Source organism: Bradyrhizobium sp. YCK136 (assembly GCF_044570075.1).
In the GTDB taxonomy this organism is placed as follows: domain Bacteria; phylum Pseudomonadota; class Alphaproteobacteria; order Rhizobiales; family Xanthobacteraceae; genus Bradyrhizobium; species Bradyrhizobium diazoefficiens.
The window spans coordinates 720,587-735,550 of the sequence record NZ_CP172424.1; the positions used below are offsets into that span (position 1 = coordinate 720,587).

Below are 14,964 nucleotides of genomic sequence, written 5' to 3' on the forward strand. Positions count from 1 at the left end.
CGCTGATATCACGTCGTGGGGCTGATCAGGAACTTGAAGCCGTATTTTTCCAGGATCGTCTTGGCCGCAGTCGAGCGCAGGAAGGCGAGATAGTCGCTGGTCTCGCCCTTCGCGGTCACGGTCGCGGCAACGGGATAGATGATCGCGGGATGCGAGTCCGCCGGGAAGGTGCCGACGATCTTGACGCCCGGCTCGACCTTGGCGTCGGTCGAATAGACGATGCCGAGATCGGCCTCGCCGCGGGCGACCAGCGTCAGCGCGGCGCGCACGCTCTCGGCCATGGCGAATTTCGGCTCGGCCGCCTGCCACGCGCCGAGCTTCTCCAGTGCAGCCTTGGCATATTTGCCTGCTGGCACCGACTTGACGTCGCCGGTCGCGATCCTGCCGTCGCCCGCGAGCTTGGCGAGGTCGAAGCCCTGCGCGATGGCGACGCTGTCGATCTTGGAATCCTTCGGCGCGATCAGCACGATGCTGTTGCCGAGCAGGTTGACTCTGGAAGGCTCGTTGATGGTCTTCCTGGAGATCGCGTAGTCCATCCAGTCGGTGTCGGCGGAGACGAACACGTCGGCCGGCGCGCCCTGCTCGATCTGCTTGGCGAGCACCGAGCTTGCGGCATAGCTGACGCTGAACTTGACGCCGGTCTTCGCGGTGTAGGCCGCGTCGATCTCGTCGAGCGCGTTCTTCATCGAGGCGGCGGCGAACACGGTGATGGTCTTGTCCTCGGCGGCGGCGGGCGACAAAGCCGCGAGCAAAACGATGAAGGCGGAAAAAAGTACGGAAGGGCGGGACATCGGGAGCGCTCCATGCGCGCCTGCGCGCGCCAATAGCGCACGCAAGACGGCGTTGGTTGAGTCAGGGGTGCGATCGGCGGACGCGCTGTTCCGGGGAGCCCGACGGACTTACGGTCCCTCGGGATATCGCTGGGCGCGACCATAACAGGCTGGCGGAACAGGTCAAAGGCGACCTTTGAGGTCAAAGGCGACCTTTGGTCCGACCCTTGCCTACTCGCTCGGCAGGATCGCGATCGAGATAAAATTGTCCCTGGCGCCGCTGACCTGGAGCACCAAGGGCTGCGCCGACAGCTCGTATTTCATGGTCTTGCGGATGCCGTCGCAATCGGTCGCGCCGCTGAAGGCCACGGGCTTGAGGACATGCCCGTCCTGCACCACGTCGACCCAGGCGCCGGCCGACAGGCTGATCGTGTAGAGCCCGGCTTTCGTTGTCTTGATGCCGGTGAAACCGGCAAAGGTGCCGTCCTTCGGCGCCCGCTCCGGCGGCGTGGGCAGCTTTGCTTCGCTCGGGGCGACCAGCCCCAGCGTAATGGCCGATGACGGCAGCGCGGCCTGTTCGCTCCCCGAAACGAGCTTCGCACGGTCCGGCGCCGTCAGCGCGGCGCGCTCGCGCTCGATCGGCCATTTGAACTTGTCGCAGCCGCTCGGCTCTTCGGCGGCCAGAGCGGAGGTCGCACCGAGCGTGAGCGCGGCGAGGAAGGTGAGGATGCGCATGTCAAATCTCATCGTTGGCCACGCGAAAGACGCGGGGCTTGCGGTCAGGCTTGTTGAAGAACGGGATGCGCGTCCCGAGATGCCGCGGGCTTACGGCGCGGCGGCAGGCCGATACTAGCGCATTGGGCTGGAGCGAACCACCCATCGTCGTCCTGGACAAGCGCAGCTCCTGACAACGCATAGCGTTGTCTGGAGCGGAGCGCCGATCCAGGACCCATTACCCCAGGGAGTAGTTTGGCGAGGACTCGCGGTTGCCAGCTCGCGCCACGACCCCTCCCTGGGGTAATGGGTCCTGGCTTTCGCCAGGACGACGGCGGAGAGCGTTACGGTTTCGCATCCGCCGCGTGCAGCACCGCCTTGCAGGCCGCCGGCATCTGCGCCAGCGTCATCGGCGGTTTCGGTTTTGGCGGCTCCGGCGGCGGCTTGGGGTGCAGCACGGCATCAGAGAACCAGTAGGCGAGATCGGCCTCCTTGCAGCCTTCGTCCTCGGACTGCGACGGCTGGCCCTCGCATTCGCCGGCGCCCGGCGGGCAGCGCATGCGGATGTGGAAGTGATAGTCATGGCCCCACCATGGCCGGATCTTCGACAGCCAGGAGCGGTCGCCCTTGGCCTCGCGGCACAGCGCCTTCTTGATCGCGGCATTGACGAAGATGCGCTGCACCGCCGGCTCCTGCGCGGCGTCGCGCAGCACCAGCACGTGGGACGGCGTGAACACCTTCGGGTCGATGTCGAGCCGGTCCTGCCGCACCATCATCACCGCGGACATTTCCTCGCGCTCCTCGCGCGAGAGCCGATGGTCGGGCATCGGCGTCAGCCAGATGTCGGCATCGAGGCCGATCTGATGGCTGGCATGGCCCGACAGCGCCGGCCCGCCGCGCGGCTGGGCGATGTCGCCGACCAGGATGCCCGGCCAGCCCGCGTCCTTGTGCGCCCTTGCCGCGAGCCGCTTGATCAGCGCGATCATCTCGGGGTGGCCGAAATTGCGATTGCGCGACAGCCGCATCACCTGCCAATTGTCGCCGTTCAGCGGCATCCGTTCGGCGCCGCCGATGCAGCCCTTGGTGTAGGAGCCGATGACATGCGCCGGCCCCTTCGAGGGCAGCAGCTTTCGCGCGAACAGCTCCTTGGCGCCGATGCTGGGATCGTTGGGGTTGGCGAGCGGCGGCAGCGGCTTTGGGTTCACGCTGCCCTTGTCCTGGGCCAGCGCGCCGCCGGCGGTCAGGAGTGTCGCGAAAAGCAGGAGAGGGACGAGGCGGCGGGGACTCATGCTGATCACCTTATAGCCCAACGCTGCGTCAGGGTTAAGAATTAGGCTTTCGACCGGCCGCCGCCTCACGGTGTCTTTACAGCCGCGGTCCGGCCCCGACACCATGCTGGCCGGACAAAAAGCTGCGGGGCTTTGGTCATGAACCGGCAATGTGCACGGCTCGCGATGCGGGGCGTGACTGCGGCGCTTGTGCTGGCGGGATATTGGGTGACGCCGGCGCGGGCCGGCCTCGCACGGCTGTGTCCGCTTGCATCCCGCGCATGCGGCCGCCCTGTTCGCGCTGGTCCAGCGCGAGGGTGCGCGCAACACGACGATCCGTATTTCCAATTAGACCATCACAAAGTCGCATGCCGGCCAGCCGATTCTTAACGGCCCGATAACCGTATCCTGCATTGACCAAAATTCGTGCGCGGCGTGCGGAATAACCGCGGTCGGCATGCAATCGCGCGCGATTTCGGAAATGATTCAAGCGCGCGCGCAATTTTGCGCCAGCGCGCCGTCCGATTGCGACGGCGAAACGGGTTTGCTGCGCCCGCCGAGGCTTTCACGCCTCGCAAACAGGCACGGCTGCGGATGCATGCGAGCCGCGGGGCCGGCGAAGATTACTTTTTTTTCAGACCCTTGCCCCAAGACTTGCCTCAAGACTTGCGGCCACAGGGCGCGACTGGGACATGTGAAGTTGAGTTTGGGGTCTCGAAAACCAGGAAAGCGAAAGCGCAACGTGCGTGCTGCGGCCGGCGAGCGGCCGCGCAAGCCGCGTTTCGCGCGCGCCTCGCATCGACCCGCCAGGCACGACGAACTCGTGCAGAGCCGCGCGGAAGCCGAAGCGGCCATCATCGAGGCGCGCAAATCGCACGAACGGCTGCGCCAGGCCGTCGACCTGCTGCCGCAGGGCATCGTGATTCTCGACCCCGAAGGCCGCTACGTTCTCTGGAACAAGCAATATTCCGAGATCTACAGCAAGACCGCCGATCTGTTCGCGGAGGGCGCGCGCCTCGAAGACACGCTGCGCGTCGGCGTCGCCCGCGGCGACTATCCGGAAGCCGCAGGCCACGAGGAAGAGTGGATCGCCCGGCGGCTGGAGAAGCTCTATCAGCCGGGCGCACGTCACGAGCAGACGCTGTCGGACGGCCGTGTCATCCTGATCGAGGAGCGCCGCACCGACGACGGCGGCGTCGTCGGCGTGCGCGTCGACATCACCGAGTTGAAGCAGCGCGAGGCCTCGTTCCGCCTGCTGTTCGACGGCAATCCCGTCCCCATGATCGTCTGCGCGCTCGACGACGAGCGCATCCTCGGCGTCAACGACGCCGCGGTCGCCCATTACGGCTATAGCCGCACCGAGTTCGAGAAGCTGAAGATCCGGTCCTTGCAGGCCTTCGACAGCGAGCCGCCCTGGACCACCGACCGCTCCAGCGACGAGCAGGCCGCGCGCACCTGGAAGCACGTCAAGGCCGACGGCGCGCTGATCGACCTTGCGATCTATTCGCGCGAATTGACCTATGCCGAGCGGCCCGCGGTGCTGCTCGCGCTGATGGACATCACCGAGCGCAAGCGCGCCGAGGCGCGGCTGGCCTTCATGGCCCAGCATGACGGGCTCACCGGCCTGCCGAACCGCAACCTGCTGCGCCAGCAGGTCGACGAGATGCTGCTGCACACGCGCCGCAGTTCCGAGAAGGTCGCGGTGCTGATGCTGGGGCTGGACAATTTCAAGGCGGTCAACGAGACGCTGGGACACGCCGTCGGCGACAAGCTCTTGCGCGGTGTCGCCAAGCGGCTGCGCTCCACCTTGCGCGAAGAGGACGCGCTGGCGCGGCTCAATTCGGACGAGTTCGCGATCGTGCAGAGCGGGCTGACCCGTCCCGAGGACGCGGTGATGCTGGCCAAGCGCCTGCTGGAGGCCATCGCCGATCCCTATCTGCTCGACGGCCATTCCGTGGTGATCGGCGCCTCCATCGGCATCGCGATAGCGCCGGCCGACGGCGACGATTCCGAAAAGCTGCTCAAGAGCGCCGACATGGCGCTGTCGCGCGCCAAGCTGGACGCGCGCGGCACCTTCGCCTTCTTCGAGGCGGCGCTGCATGCGAAAGCGCAGAGCCGGCGCAAGATCGAGGTCGAGCTGCGCGACGCGATCCAGAACGACGTGTTGCGGCCGTACTACCAGCCGCTGATCGACCTCTCGAGCGGCCGCATCACCGGCTTCGAGGCGCTGGTGCGCTGGCCGCATGCCGAGCGCGGCATGGTCTCGCCGGCGGAGTTCATCCCTGTCGCCGAGGAAACCGGCCTGATCAATCCGCTCGGCGGCTTGATGCTGCGCCGCGCTTGCCTCGACGCCGCGACCTGGCCCGACGACGTCCGCGTCGCCGTCAATCTGTCGCCGCTCCAGTTCCGCAGCGGCAACCTACTCTCGATGGTGACGGACGCGCTGAAATATTCCGGCCTGCCGCCGCGGCGGCTCGAGCTCGAGATCACCGAGACGCTGCTGCTGGAGAAGAGCGCCCAGGTGCTGGCGACGCTGCATGCGCTGCGCGCGCTCGGGGTACGCATCTCGATGGACGATTTCGGCACCGGCTATTCCAGCCTCAGCTATCTGCGCAGCTTCCCCTTCGACAAGATCAAGATCGACCAGTCCTTCGTGCGCGATCTCGGCGCCAACCGCGAGGCCCAGGCGATCATCCGCTCCATCGTCAGCCTCGGCAAAGGTCTTGGCGTCACCATCACCGCCGAAGGCGTCGAGACCGAGGCCGAGCTGAGCTGCCTCCGGGCCGAAGGCTGCGACGAAGGCCAGGGTTTTCTGTTTAGCAAGGCCCGCCCCAATATCGAGATCATCAGCCTGCTCGCCGCGCAGCGCGGCATCGATGCCGCCGACGAGGAAGACGCCGCGATGGTGGCGTGATCGTCATGCTCCTCCGGCCATTCTTCGCAGCTCACCGTGAATTCCCAATGTAAGGGACGCGCCACTCTCTCGGTTAACCTCTCCCGCTTGCGGGAGAGGTCGCGCCGAAGGCGCGGGTGAGGGTTCTCTCCTCTTGGGGGTTCTCGATTCTGGAGCCACCCTCTCCCCAACCCTCTCAGCGCGAGCGAAGCTCGTCGCGACCCCGCAAGCGGGGGAGGGAGCGCACCGGCCGTGCGGCTATCACTCCGCCTCAATTGCCCGCTAAAATCGCCTTCCCCACATCCTCATAATGCGTGTCGCGCGCCTGGATCTGCTGCGCGATGGCGTGCATGTCGCGGAACCGCCGTTCGAACGGATTGCTGCGGAACACGGCCGTGGCGCCGGCCATGTGGTAGGCGGCGTCCACCACCTTGGCCGACTGGTGGATGGTCCAGGTCGCGGCGAGGCGAACCGCGCTGCGATGCGCCGCGCTGAATTCGCCGGTCGCTGACAGGTCGCGCCACATCGCATTTGCGGTGGCGTAGAGATAGGCGCGCGCGGCGCGAAGGTCGCCCTCGGTGCGGCCGATCAGGCCGTGGACCGCGTGGTTGTCGCGCATGGCGCTGGCCGCCAGCGACTGGTGCTTGCCGCGCGCCAGTGCGATTGCGGCATCCAGCGTGGCGCGCGCGACGCCGAGCGAGACCGCGGCAAAGCCGAGGCTGAAGGTCGAGCCGGTGCCGATCCTGTAGAGCGGCCCCTTCTCGCGCAGCGCGGACGGCACGTCGCGGAACGCGGTGAAGCGCTCGGGGATGAAGAGGTCGCTCACCTCATAGGAATCCGTGCCGGTGCCGGCGAGCCCGATCGCCTGCCACACGTCGTGCAGCACGGCGCTCTCTGCCGGAAACAGGATGGTGCGCACCTCTGGCGAGCCGTCGGCATTTTTTCGCGGCACAGCGTCGGCGCCGACGATGCGGACATGCGCCCCCAGCCAGTTCGCCTGCCGCGAGCCCGAGGCAAAATCCCAGCGCGCGGTGACGCGATAGCCGCCCTCGACCGCGCGCGCCTCATGCGCGATCGCACCCCAGGCGAGGATGCCCGGCTGTGTGTTGAAGATCTCGTGCGCGGTGTCGCGGTCGAGCGAGGCCGCGATCATCGCGCAGACGCAGCACTGGCCGAGACACCAGGCCGTGGAGGCGTCCGCCTTCGCGATCTCCTCCAGCATCTGCATGAAGGCTTCGATCGGAGCTTCCGTGCCACCAAGGCTCTGCGGCAGCAGCGCGCGATAGAGCCCGTTCTCGACCAGCGCTGAAACGACGGCCGGCGTCAGCCTCCGCGTCCGCTCGATCTCGTCGGCCTCGCCCGCGATCAGTGGTGCGATGGCCCGCGCCCGCTCAACCAGGCCAAACCCGCGAGTTGCGTTCATCTGCGTTTCCTCGCCATTCTGCCGTGAGCGGTAAGACAAGCGATGGTGGTCTATTTGGCAGGGAGGATCAAGATTGCCCGCGCTCGCTCGCCCCAGGGCGAGGTCGGTTGCGGTCCCGGAACGCCATCGCCGGCTGCTCAGCCGTTCGGCAGCCACCACCCGAAGGTCGCGACGACGAGGCACGCCAAAAGGCAGATGGCCTGATGGCCCATTTCGATCCAGTACTGGACCGGCGCGGTGTCCCTCTGGAAAACCTGCCTCGACCAGTCCAGCAGACAGACCACGAGATCGGGACTGGAAGCCCTGATTTGCCTCTCGGTATAGCCGTCGCGCAGCATGCGGCTGCAATCGACGCACAGATAGATCGCGACGATTCGGGCGACGATCTCACACAGGAAAAACCGCATGCAGGCACCCCGCTTCATCCGTATCGCGCATCCATCTGCGAGAAACGGCGGCTATTGCAGCGGCACGACCTTGTTTGGTGTAGCCGGACTTGCGGCTGGTTCAATCGGGTCATGGCGAGCTTCCGCGTCTTCGTCTACGATCCATCGAGCGAGTTTTGGGAGACGCCGGGATGCGAACCATTGGCCTGATCGGAGGCATGAGCTGGGAGAGCACCGCGCTCTATTACAAGCTGATCAACGAGCGTGTCCGCGACCGCATGGGCAAGCTGCACTCGGCCCCGTTGCTGATGTATTCCTTCGATTTTCAGGAGATCAAGGAGATGCAGTACGCCGGCCGCTGGCAGGAGGCCGCAAGCAGCCTCGCCGAGGTCGCGCTGCGCCTGGAAAGCGCCGGCGCGCGGGCGATCGTATTGTGCACCAACACGATGCACAAGCTGGCGCCCGAGATCGTGGCGAAGCTGACCATTCCCTTCATCCATATCGGCGACTCAACGGCACAGCGCATCCGGTCCAAAGGATACCGGCGCGTCGGGTTGCTCGGCACGAAGTTCACGATGGAGGAAGACTTCTACATCGACCGGCTGCGCGCGCATGATCTCGACGTCCTCGTTCCTCCCGCCGAGGCGCGGGCCGACGTCAACCGCATCATCTACGACGAGCTGTGCCTTGGAAACGTCGCCGCCCCCTCGCGTTGCCGCTATCGGGAGGTGATGGCGGCGCTGGTCGCCCGTGGTGCCGAGTGCATCATCCTCGGCTGCACCGAGATCACGATGCTGGTCGGGCAGGGCGACACGACGGTCGAGACGTTCGACACGACGGCGATCCACGCCGAGACAGCGGCTGATTTCGCGATCGGATGATGGATGTCTCGGTGGCGCGAGAGGTCTGTCATCTGCAGCGCGGAATTCGGCCGACGTCGGCGATGGGCCACATGCTGACACCGTCTACCCGTAATGATAGCATGCCTCCGTCACCGGTCTGCGAGGTTGTTCTCATAAACGCACACAAACAAAAATGTGTGAGGAGACAAGTACGATGAATTGGGGAGCACTCAGCAAGCCCCGCGGGTGCCGGGGGCTTTTCTTGCCTGTCATTCTCGCCTCCGCGCTCTGGGCGCCCCTGGCCTGCGCACAGGACGTCCGAAGCTTTCCCGGCGAGGCGGGACCGGTCTTTTCGGAGAGCGGCCCCGATGCCGAGCTCTACGGCGCGGCGTCCGGCTATCCGGTCGGCACGCGGGGGACCACCACCCAGATCGACAAGCTCGTCGGCGTCTACAGCCATTTCGGCGAGATCTATCCCTCGCGCCCGATCGGTCGGGCGACGGCGCCCTGGCAGTTCAAGCGCGCGCCGGAGCCAGCGATCACCTACAGTTTCGGTACGGAACGGCTGAGCATCGCGGATTACCTCAAGCGCAACCCGGTGACGGGACTCCTGATCGCCAGGGACGACACAATCCTGTACGAGCACTATCAATATGCGCGGACCGACCACGACCGCTTTCTCTCGCAGTCCATGGCCAAGACGCTGGTGGGCATGCTGGTCGGGATCGCGGTCTCGGAGGGACGGATCAAGTCGATCGACGATCCCGTCTCGACCTACGTCTCCGGCCTTGCGGGAACGGAATATGGAAGCACCTCCATCCGGGCCCTGCTGAACATGTCGTCGGGCGTCGAATTTTCCGAGGTCTATGACGGGCAAGATGACATAGCCCGGCTTGGGCGAGCCCTGTTCGTTGAAGAGCCGAAAGATCCCGCCGCCGTCGTCGCACAATTCAATACAAGAACCGCACCGCCGGGGACCCGATGGCACTATGCCAGTGTGGAAACCGAGATCTTGGGCCTGGTCCTGCGCTCCGCAACGGGCACGCCGGTTGCCGACTATCTCCACGACCGGATCTGGGATGCCATCGGCACCGAAGCGGATGCCTCATGGGCGATCGACGGCAGCGGGCAGGAGATCGCCTTTTGCTGCTTCAACGCAACCTTGCGCGACTATGCGCGCCTCGCCCGGCTGCTCGCGCATGACGGCGCCTGGGAAGGCCGTCAGTTGATCCCCCGGCAATGGCTGCTGGATGCCACGACCGTCAGGCCAGACGACGGTCATCTCGCTCCGCGCGTGGCCACACCCTATTTCGGCTACGGCTATCAGGTGTGGCTCCTGCCCGGCGAGCAGCGCAGATTTGCCCTGCTCGGCATCCGCGGTCAGGTCATCCTGGTCGATCCGGCCTCGAAGCTCGTCATGGTGCACACCGCCGTTCGCCAGAAGCCGTCCGAACCGGGAGCCCTCAGGGAGCCGCTTGCGTTGTGGTCCGCCGTGCTTCAACAGCTCGGGCAATGATCTGACAGCGCCTTGGACCTCATGACCGCGCATTTGCTCGCCCTTCAGTGTGACGGGTTTGCTTTTTCTGGACATTCACGACACGACCATGTCGGCACGGACCAGTCTCGATCGTCCTTGGATGGACCTCGCACACGTCAGTGATGCCGTCACCTCGACCGTCAAAATCGAACCAGGAGCAATGTTCATGAGGATCACCGTCGAAACCACCGTGGCAGCCCCCATCGATCAGGTCTGGCGTGCCTATACGACGCCTGCCGACATCGTGAAGTGGAACGCGGCGTCCGACGACTGGCATACAACCAAGGCGACGGTCGACCTGCGAGAAGGCGGCATCTTCTCGTCTCGCATGGAGGCCAAGGACGGCAGCATGGGCTTTGACTTCGCCGGCACCTACACCAAGATCGTCGAACACAAGCTGATCGAATATGCGTTCGGCGATCGCAAGGCCGAGGTTGAGTTCGTGCCGGGCTCGAATGGCATTGTCGTCCGCGTTGTCTTCGATAGCGAGCCGACCCACTCGGTCGAGCAGCAGCAGGGCGGCTGGCAGGCGATCCTCGACAACTTCGCGCGATACGTCGAAGCGAAGCAGAAGACGTCGTGAAGCCGCGCGGGGGCACGAGATGGAGGTCCCTGACGGGCGTCGTCGGCTTTCCGGGCGGAGCACCTGACAGGAACTGAACAGTCGGGGAATAGCCGGCTTGGGGGCAACCGCGTCGGTTTACCCCTCAGCCGGCGACCTCCGGCTTGCGCCGGGCTCCGGACAAGCCGCTGCGTTGCGCTCGCCGGCGCGATGGCCAAGAGCCGACGAGGCGCTGTGTCACCGCTTTAGGAAAGGCGGACACTGGCTTTCCGTACACCCGATCATCGAGAGTTGGAACGAAGCGCTCACTATCCAGGGGAAATCTCTTTCATCGCCGCAAATCTATCCCCCGTCGCCTCAATTGCAGACTTCCCGGGTCCCTTCAGCGACCGTCACGCCCTGCCCGGACCTTGCATAGCCGAGCTTGCATCCCGGACGTACTGGGCGGCATCCCGCCGCATTGCAAACCATCTGGCCGGTGCTCTGCGGCTTGGTCGGTGCCGATTCAACCTGCTTGCGCTGCTCGTCTCGTCCCTTTGCATTCTCGCGCGCGGCCGTGGGTTTCCTCTCCGGGATCTTCTCGCATTCGTTGTCGTCGTTGACGCGGGAGCCGGCGCGGCATGTGATCTTGACGCAGGCATCGCCGTCGGCCCTGAAGCCATGGTCGCACACCAGCGGGCAGACCCGGCCCGGCTTCGCCTTGATGGCGTCCAGCGCGTCGAAGCTGGCGAGCCTGGCGTCGAGTTTCGTTCCGGCATACTTGTTGAACAGCGTCAGCGAGCGCTGTGACGTCGTATTCCAGTCACCGTCAGCCGACGCAGTCAGGCACCCGACCCGGCGCAATTCCGACTGCACCGATTTCGCGACCTCCTGGGGTGACATGGCAGGCTGCGCCGACGGCGGCGCGAGCGCCGCGACCTTCTGTTCACCATCCGCGCCTGCGGGCTTCTCGGCGGCCTTCTTCGCCGCCAGTTCTGCGGCGGCTTTCTCGGTAGCGGCTTTGTCGGCGGCCTGTTTGTCCGCAAGGGCCTTCTCGGCTGCCTGCTTGTCGGCGAGCGCTTTGGCTGCTGCGGCCTCGGCCTCTTTCCTGCGCTGCTCGGCCGCGGCGGCCTTGGCCTCTTCGACCTGCTTGGCCTTCTCAGCCGCAATCCGCGCATCTTCGGCGGCCTTGGCGGCTGCCGCCGCCCTGTCTTGCTCCGCCTTCCTGGCCCGCTCCGCCGCAAGCCGCGCTTTCTCGTCTTCGGCCTGCCGCGCCTTGTCGGCGGCGGCGGCGCGCGTCTCTTCTGCTGCGATTCGGTTCAATTGCCCCTTGGCCAGGCTGGCGTAGAACCCGTCGGCATACTTCGCGAGGAAAGCCGTCCAAACCTCTCTCGTGCCGATCTGCAGAGCCAGCTCATAATCCCGACGGACGGCGTCATCGGGGCTCGCCTGAGGCCCGGATGCGGCTGCCGGCTTGGCCTGGACCAGGGGGACGTCGTCACCGCCGAGCGAGCCGTAGACGTAGGGCTCCTGCTTGTAGCCGGTGTTCTTGAGGACATCGTCGCGCACGAAGCCGAAGGCCTTGCGCAGGTCGACGCCCGGTGTGGGCAGACGCTCGACGAGCGCGGCCGCGAACGGGCTGTTCTTCGAGTCGCCATCGGAGGCGGTCGAGCCCGCCTTCGCAGCGTAGGCGATCATGGTGTTCGAACTGGTCGGCTCGACCTTGGCAAGACCACGTCCGATGGAGCGCGCGGCAACCGTGCGCTTCATTGTCTTGGCAAAGGGGTTGTCGCGGCAGGCGTCGAGAATGACGAGGCGGAGCTGTTTGGCCGGTTCGATGGCAAACAACACTCGGTCGAGAGGAAACGCCTCGTCGAACACGTCGTTGTCCGTCTCCAGGGCAGCATCGGTCGGGATCAGATAGTTGTTGCCGTCCAACTCGATCCCGTGGCCGGCGTAATAGATGACGGCGACTTCCGCCTCGCGAGCCTTGCCTGCAAACTCGCGAAGCGCCTTGCGCATATCGACCACGGTGAGGTCGAGCTTGATGTCGACGCTGTCGAATCCGGCCTTCTTGAACATGCCACCGACCAGAGCGGCATCATTCACCGGGTTCGCAAGCCTCGGCACGCTCTTGTAGGCCGAATTGCCAATAACGAGCGCGACGCGGCGCTCGGCGTGCGCCGAACCGCAGGTTAGCCAGACGACGAATAACAATGAAAACCAGCGAAATGCGCCCATCGCAGCCCCGAACATCACGTGCGCAGCGTATGCGGAGCCTGCCGAAAGGCAAGTCTTGGATCTGTGATGTTGATCACTCAGGCCTTCGGCGTGTTACCTTCGGGTCGGAAGCGGTCTTCGAGGAGAAGCGCTTGGCAGGTCGGTTGATTGGCCAGAAGCCGACGTAAGCGTCATCGACGTGGCGCCTGGATATCGAGATCAGAGGTTGCCAATCGGTCGGCGGTCGAGATGATGCGCCCTGATGAGCGCCCGCGTCGCACCCGCTGCCATGATGCCATCATGCCCCTGTTTTGCCCGACGGGTCAAATCGATTTCGTAAAATCGAAAATTCGAAAAAGCGCAATGCCGACAAGGGGCCGGCTACTGTGCATGGGGTTATTTTCGCGGTTTTTGTTTGCCGGCCACGGATAGCGGGGCCTGACCAGTCTCGTTACGTCAAAACTGGTCCGGGCAGCAGCCTCAGCTATCCACCTTCAGCGCGGCAATGAAGGCTTCCTGCGGGATGTCGACCTTGCCGAACTGCCGCATCTTCTTCTTGCCTTCCTTCTGCTTCTCCAGAAGCTTGCGCTTGCGCGTGATGTCGCCGCCGTAGCACTTCGCGGTGACGTCCTTGCGCAGCGCGCGGACCGTCTCGCGGGCGATCACCTTGCCGCCGATCGCCGCCTGGATCGGGATCTGGAACATGTGCGGCGGGATCAGCTCCTTCATCTTCTCGACCATGGCGCGGCCGCGCCCTTCCGCGCGGGTGCGGTGGACCAGCATCGAGAGCGCGTCCACCGGCTCGGCATTGACCAGGATCTGCATCTTGACGAGATCGGCCGGCTTGTAGTCGGTGAGATGATAGTCGAACGAGGCGTAGCCCTTGGAGACCGACTTCAAGCGATCGTAGAAGTCGAACACGACCTCGTTCAGCGGCAGGTCGTATTTCACCATCGCGCGGGCGCCGACATAGGTCAGCTCCTTCTGCGAGCCGCGGCGGTCCTGGCACAGCTTCAGCACGCTGCCGAGATATTCGTCGGGCGTGAGGATCGTCGCCTCGATCCAGGGCTCCTGGATCTCCGCGATCTTGACCACGTCGGGCATGTCGACGGGATTGTGGATCTCGAGCTCGGTGCCGTCGGTCAGCTTCATCTTGTAGATGACGCTCGGCGCGGTCGCGATCAGATTGAGGTCGAACTCGCGCGACAGCCGCTCCTGGATGATCTCGAGGTGCAGCAGGCCGAGGAAGCCGCAGCGGAAGCCGAAGCCGAGCGCCGCGGAGGTTTCCATCTCGAACGAGAAGCTGGCGTCGTTGAGGCGCAGCTTGCCCATCGCGGCGCGCAGCGTCTCGAAATCGTCGGCGTCGACCGGGAACAGGCCGCAGAACACCACCGGGATCGCCGGCTTGAAGCCCGGCAGCATTTCCGTGACCGGCTTCCTGTCGTCGGTGATGGTGTCGCCGACGCGGGTGTCGGCGACTTCCTTGATCGCGGCGGTGATGAAGCCGATCTCGCCGGGGCCGAGCTCGTCGACCTGCGTCATCTTCGGCGTGAAGAAGCCGACGCGCTCGACGTCGTAGGCAGCGCCCGTGCCCATCATGCGCACGCGGCTACCCTTCTTCATGACGCCGTCGACGACGCGGATCAGAACGACGACGCCGAGATAGACGTCGTACCAGCTGTCGACCAGCAGCGCCTTCAAGGTCGCATCGCGGTCGCCCTTCGGCGGCGGCAGGCGGGTGACGATGGCTTCCAGCACGTCGGGCACGCCGAGGCCGGTCTTGGCCGAGATCATCACCGCGTCCGAGGCGTCGATGCCGATGACGTCCTCGATCTGCTGCTTGACCTTCTCGGGCTCGGCGGCCGGCAGGTCGACCTTGTTCAGGACCGGAACGATCTCGTGATTGTTGTCGAGCGCCTGGTAGACGTTGGCGAGCGTCTGCGCTTCGACGCCCTGGCTGGCGTCGACCACCAGCAGGGAACCCTCGCAGGCCGCCAGCGACCGCGAGACTTCGTAGGCGAAGTCGACATGGCCGGGCGTGTCCATCAGGTTGAAGATGTAGTCCTTGCCGTCCTTGGCGCGGTAGGCGAGCCGGACCGTCTGCGCCTTGATGGTGATGCCGCGCTCGCGCTCGATATCCATGGAATCGAGCACCTGCTCCTTGCCCGCCATTTCGCGGTCGGTGAGGCCGCCGGTCATCTGGATCAGGCGGTCGGCCAGCGTCGATTTGCCATGGTCGATATGGGCGACGATGGAGAAATTGCGGATGTTGGAAATGGGGACGGTCGTCATGGGCGCGGGATACCACTCACATCCCCGTGCGGCAACCATATTGCTGTATTTTCAGGGCCTTTCTTCACGCCAAGCTGA

12 protein-coding genes are annotated in these 14,964 nt (G+C 65.2%); 5 read left to right on the top strand and 7 right to left on the bottom strand.

Annotated features, from left to right (window positions below; translation table 11 throughout):
• Nucleotides 1–8 precede the first annotated feature (8 nt).
• The 3 genes from modA to mepA form a co-directional block, all read right to left on the bottom strand.
• Nucleotides 9–791 carry a molybdate ABC transporter substrate-binding protein gene (modA, locus tag ACFLEY_RS03480; RefSeq protein ID WP_060910007.1) on the bottom strand — a complete coding sequence of 261 codons (783 nt, stop codon included), beginning with the start codon at nucleotides 789–791 and terminating at the stop codon, nucleotides 9–11.
• 210 nt (nucleotides 792–1,001) lie between these two features.
• A complete protein-coding gene (locus ACFLEY_RS03485; RefSeq protein ID WP_060910008.1) occupies nucleotides 1,002–1,505 on the bottom strand; it encodes a hypothetical protein in 504 nt (167 codons plus the stop codon).
• Between the two features lie 323 nt (nucleotides 1,506–1,828).
• Nucleotides 1,829–2,773, bottom strand: a complete 945-nt coding sequence (gene mepA, locus ACFLEY_RS03490) for a penicillin-insensitive murein endopeptidase (protein WP_060912845.1) — start codon at nucleotides 2,771–2,773, stop codon at nucleotides 1,829–1,831.
• A gap of 247 nt (nucleotides 2,774–3,020) precedes the next feature.
• On the opposite strand from mepA, the gene ACFLEY_RS03495 reads away from it, so the two are divergent.
• Together ACFLEY_RS03495 and ACFLEY_RS03500 are read left to right on the top strand one after the other, a co-directional pair.
• A complete protein-coding gene (locus ACFLEY_RS03495) occupies nucleotides 3,021–3,104 on the top strand; it encodes a hypothetical protein (RefSeq protein ID WP_249162929.1) in 84 nt (27 codons plus the stop codon).
• 390 nt (nucleotides 3,105–3,494) lie between these two features.
• Nucleotides 3,495–5,666, top strand: a complete 2,172-nt coding sequence (locus ACFLEY_RS03500; protein ID WP_396604513.1) for a putative bifunctional diguanylate cyclase/phosphodiesterase — start codon at nucleotides 3,495–3,497, stop codon at nucleotides 5,664–5,666.
• 250 nt (nucleotides 5,667–5,916) lie between these two features.
• Here the strand turns inward: ACFLEY_RS03500 and ACFLEY_RS03505 are convergent, their stop codons facing one another.
• Together ACFLEY_RS03505 and ACFLEY_RS03510 are read right to left on the bottom strand one after the other, a co-directional pair.
• On the bottom strand, nucleotides 5,917–7,068 hold the full coding sequence (locus ACFLEY_RS03505) for an acyl-CoA dehydrogenase family protein (RefSeq protein WP_060910010.1): 1,152 nt from the start codon (nucleotides 7,066–7,068) through the stop codon (nucleotides 5,917–5,919).
• Nucleotides 7,069–7,205: 137 nt separating this feature from the next.
• A complete protein-coding gene (locus tag ACFLEY_RS03510; protein ID WP_060910011.1) occupies nucleotides 7,206–7,475 on the bottom strand; it encodes a hypothetical protein in 270 nt (89 codons plus the stop codon).
• Between the two features lie 170 nt (nucleotides 7,476–7,645).
• Here ACFLEY_RS03510 and ACFLEY_RS03515 point away from each other — a divergent pair, with 170 nt between their 5' ends.
• From ACFLEY_RS03515 to ACFLEY_RS03525, 3 genes are all read left to right on the top strand, one after another.
• Nucleotides 7,646–8,335, top strand: a complete 690-nt coding sequence (locus ACFLEY_RS03515) for an aspartate/glutamate racemase family protein (protein WP_060910012.1) — start codon at nucleotides 7,646–7,648, stop codon at nucleotides 8,333–8,335.
• Between the two features lie 223 nt (nucleotides 8,336–8,558).
• On the top strand, nucleotides 8,559–9,812 hold the full coding sequence (locus ACFLEY_RS03520; protein ID WP_060910013.1) for a serine hydrolase: 1,254 nt from the start codon (nucleotides 8,559–8,561) through the stop codon (nucleotides 9,810–9,812).
• 187 nt (nucleotides 9,813–9,999) lie between these two features.
• Complete coding sequence (locus ACFLEY_RS03525) at nucleotides 10,000–10,416, top strand: SRPBCC family protein (RefSeq protein WP_038967708.1); 417 nt, start codon at nucleotides 10,000–10,002, stop codon at nucleotides 10,414–10,416.
• Nucleotides 10,417–10,752: 336 nt separating this feature from the next.
• On the opposite strand, the gene ACFLEY_RS03530 is transcribed toward ACFLEY_RS03525, so the two are convergent.
• Both ACFLEY_RS03530 and lepA read right to left on the bottom strand, forming a co-directional pair.
• Nucleotides 10,753–12,615 (bottom strand): caspase family protein, encoded by a 1,863-nt coding sequence (locus tag ACFLEY_RS03530; protein WP_060912846.1) that lies wholly within the window; start codon nucleotides 12,613–12,615, stop codon nucleotides 10,753–10,755.
• 459 nt (nucleotides 12,616–13,074) lie between these two features.
• Complete coding sequence (gene lepA, locus ACFLEY_RS03535) at nucleotides 13,075–14,886, bottom strand: translation elongation factor 4 (protein ID WP_060910014.1); 1,812 nt, start codon at nucleotides 14,884–14,886, stop codon at nucleotides 13,075–13,077.
• Nucleotides 14,887–14,964 lie beyond the last annotated feature (78 nt).

Bases quoted from the DNA above. Each gene is read 5' to 3' on its own strand.
- ACFLEY_RS03485 (WP_060910008.1), bottom strand. From the start codon at position 1,505: ATGCGCATCCTCACCTTCCTCGCCGCGCTCACGCTCGGTGCGACCTCC.
- ACFLEY_RS03505 (WP_060910010.1), bottom strand. From the start codon at position 7,068: ATGAACGCAACTCGCGGGTTTGGCCTGGTTGAGCGGGCGCGGGCCATC.
- modA (WP_060910007.1), bottom strand. From the start codon at position 791: ATGTCCCGCCCTTCCGTACTTTTTTCCGCCTTCATCGTTTTGCTCGCG.
- ACFLEY_RS03510 (WP_060910011.1), bottom strand. From the start codon at position 7,475: ATGCGGTTTTTCCTGTGTGAGATCGTCGCCCGAATCGTCGCGATCTAT.
- mepA (WP_060912845.1), bottom strand. From the start codon at position 2,773: ATGAGTCCCCGCCGCCTCGTCCCTCTCCTGCTTTTCGCGACACTCCTG.
- ACFLEY_RS03525 (WP_038967708.1), top strand. From the start codon at position 10,000: ATGAGGATCACCGTCGAAACCACCGTGGCAGCCCCCATCGATCAGGTC.
- lepA (WP_060910014.1), bottom strand. From the start codon at position 14,886: ATGACGACCGTCCCCATTTCCAACATCCGCAATTTCTCCATCGTCGCC.
- ACFLEY_RS03530 (WP_060912846.1), bottom strand. From the start codon at position 12,615: ATGGGCGCATTTCGCTGGTTTTCATTGTTATTCGTCGTCTGGCTAACC.
- ACFLEY_RS03515 (WP_060910012.1), top strand. From the start codon at position 7,646: ATGCGAACCATTGGCCTGATCGGAGGCATGAGCTGGGAGAGCACCGCG.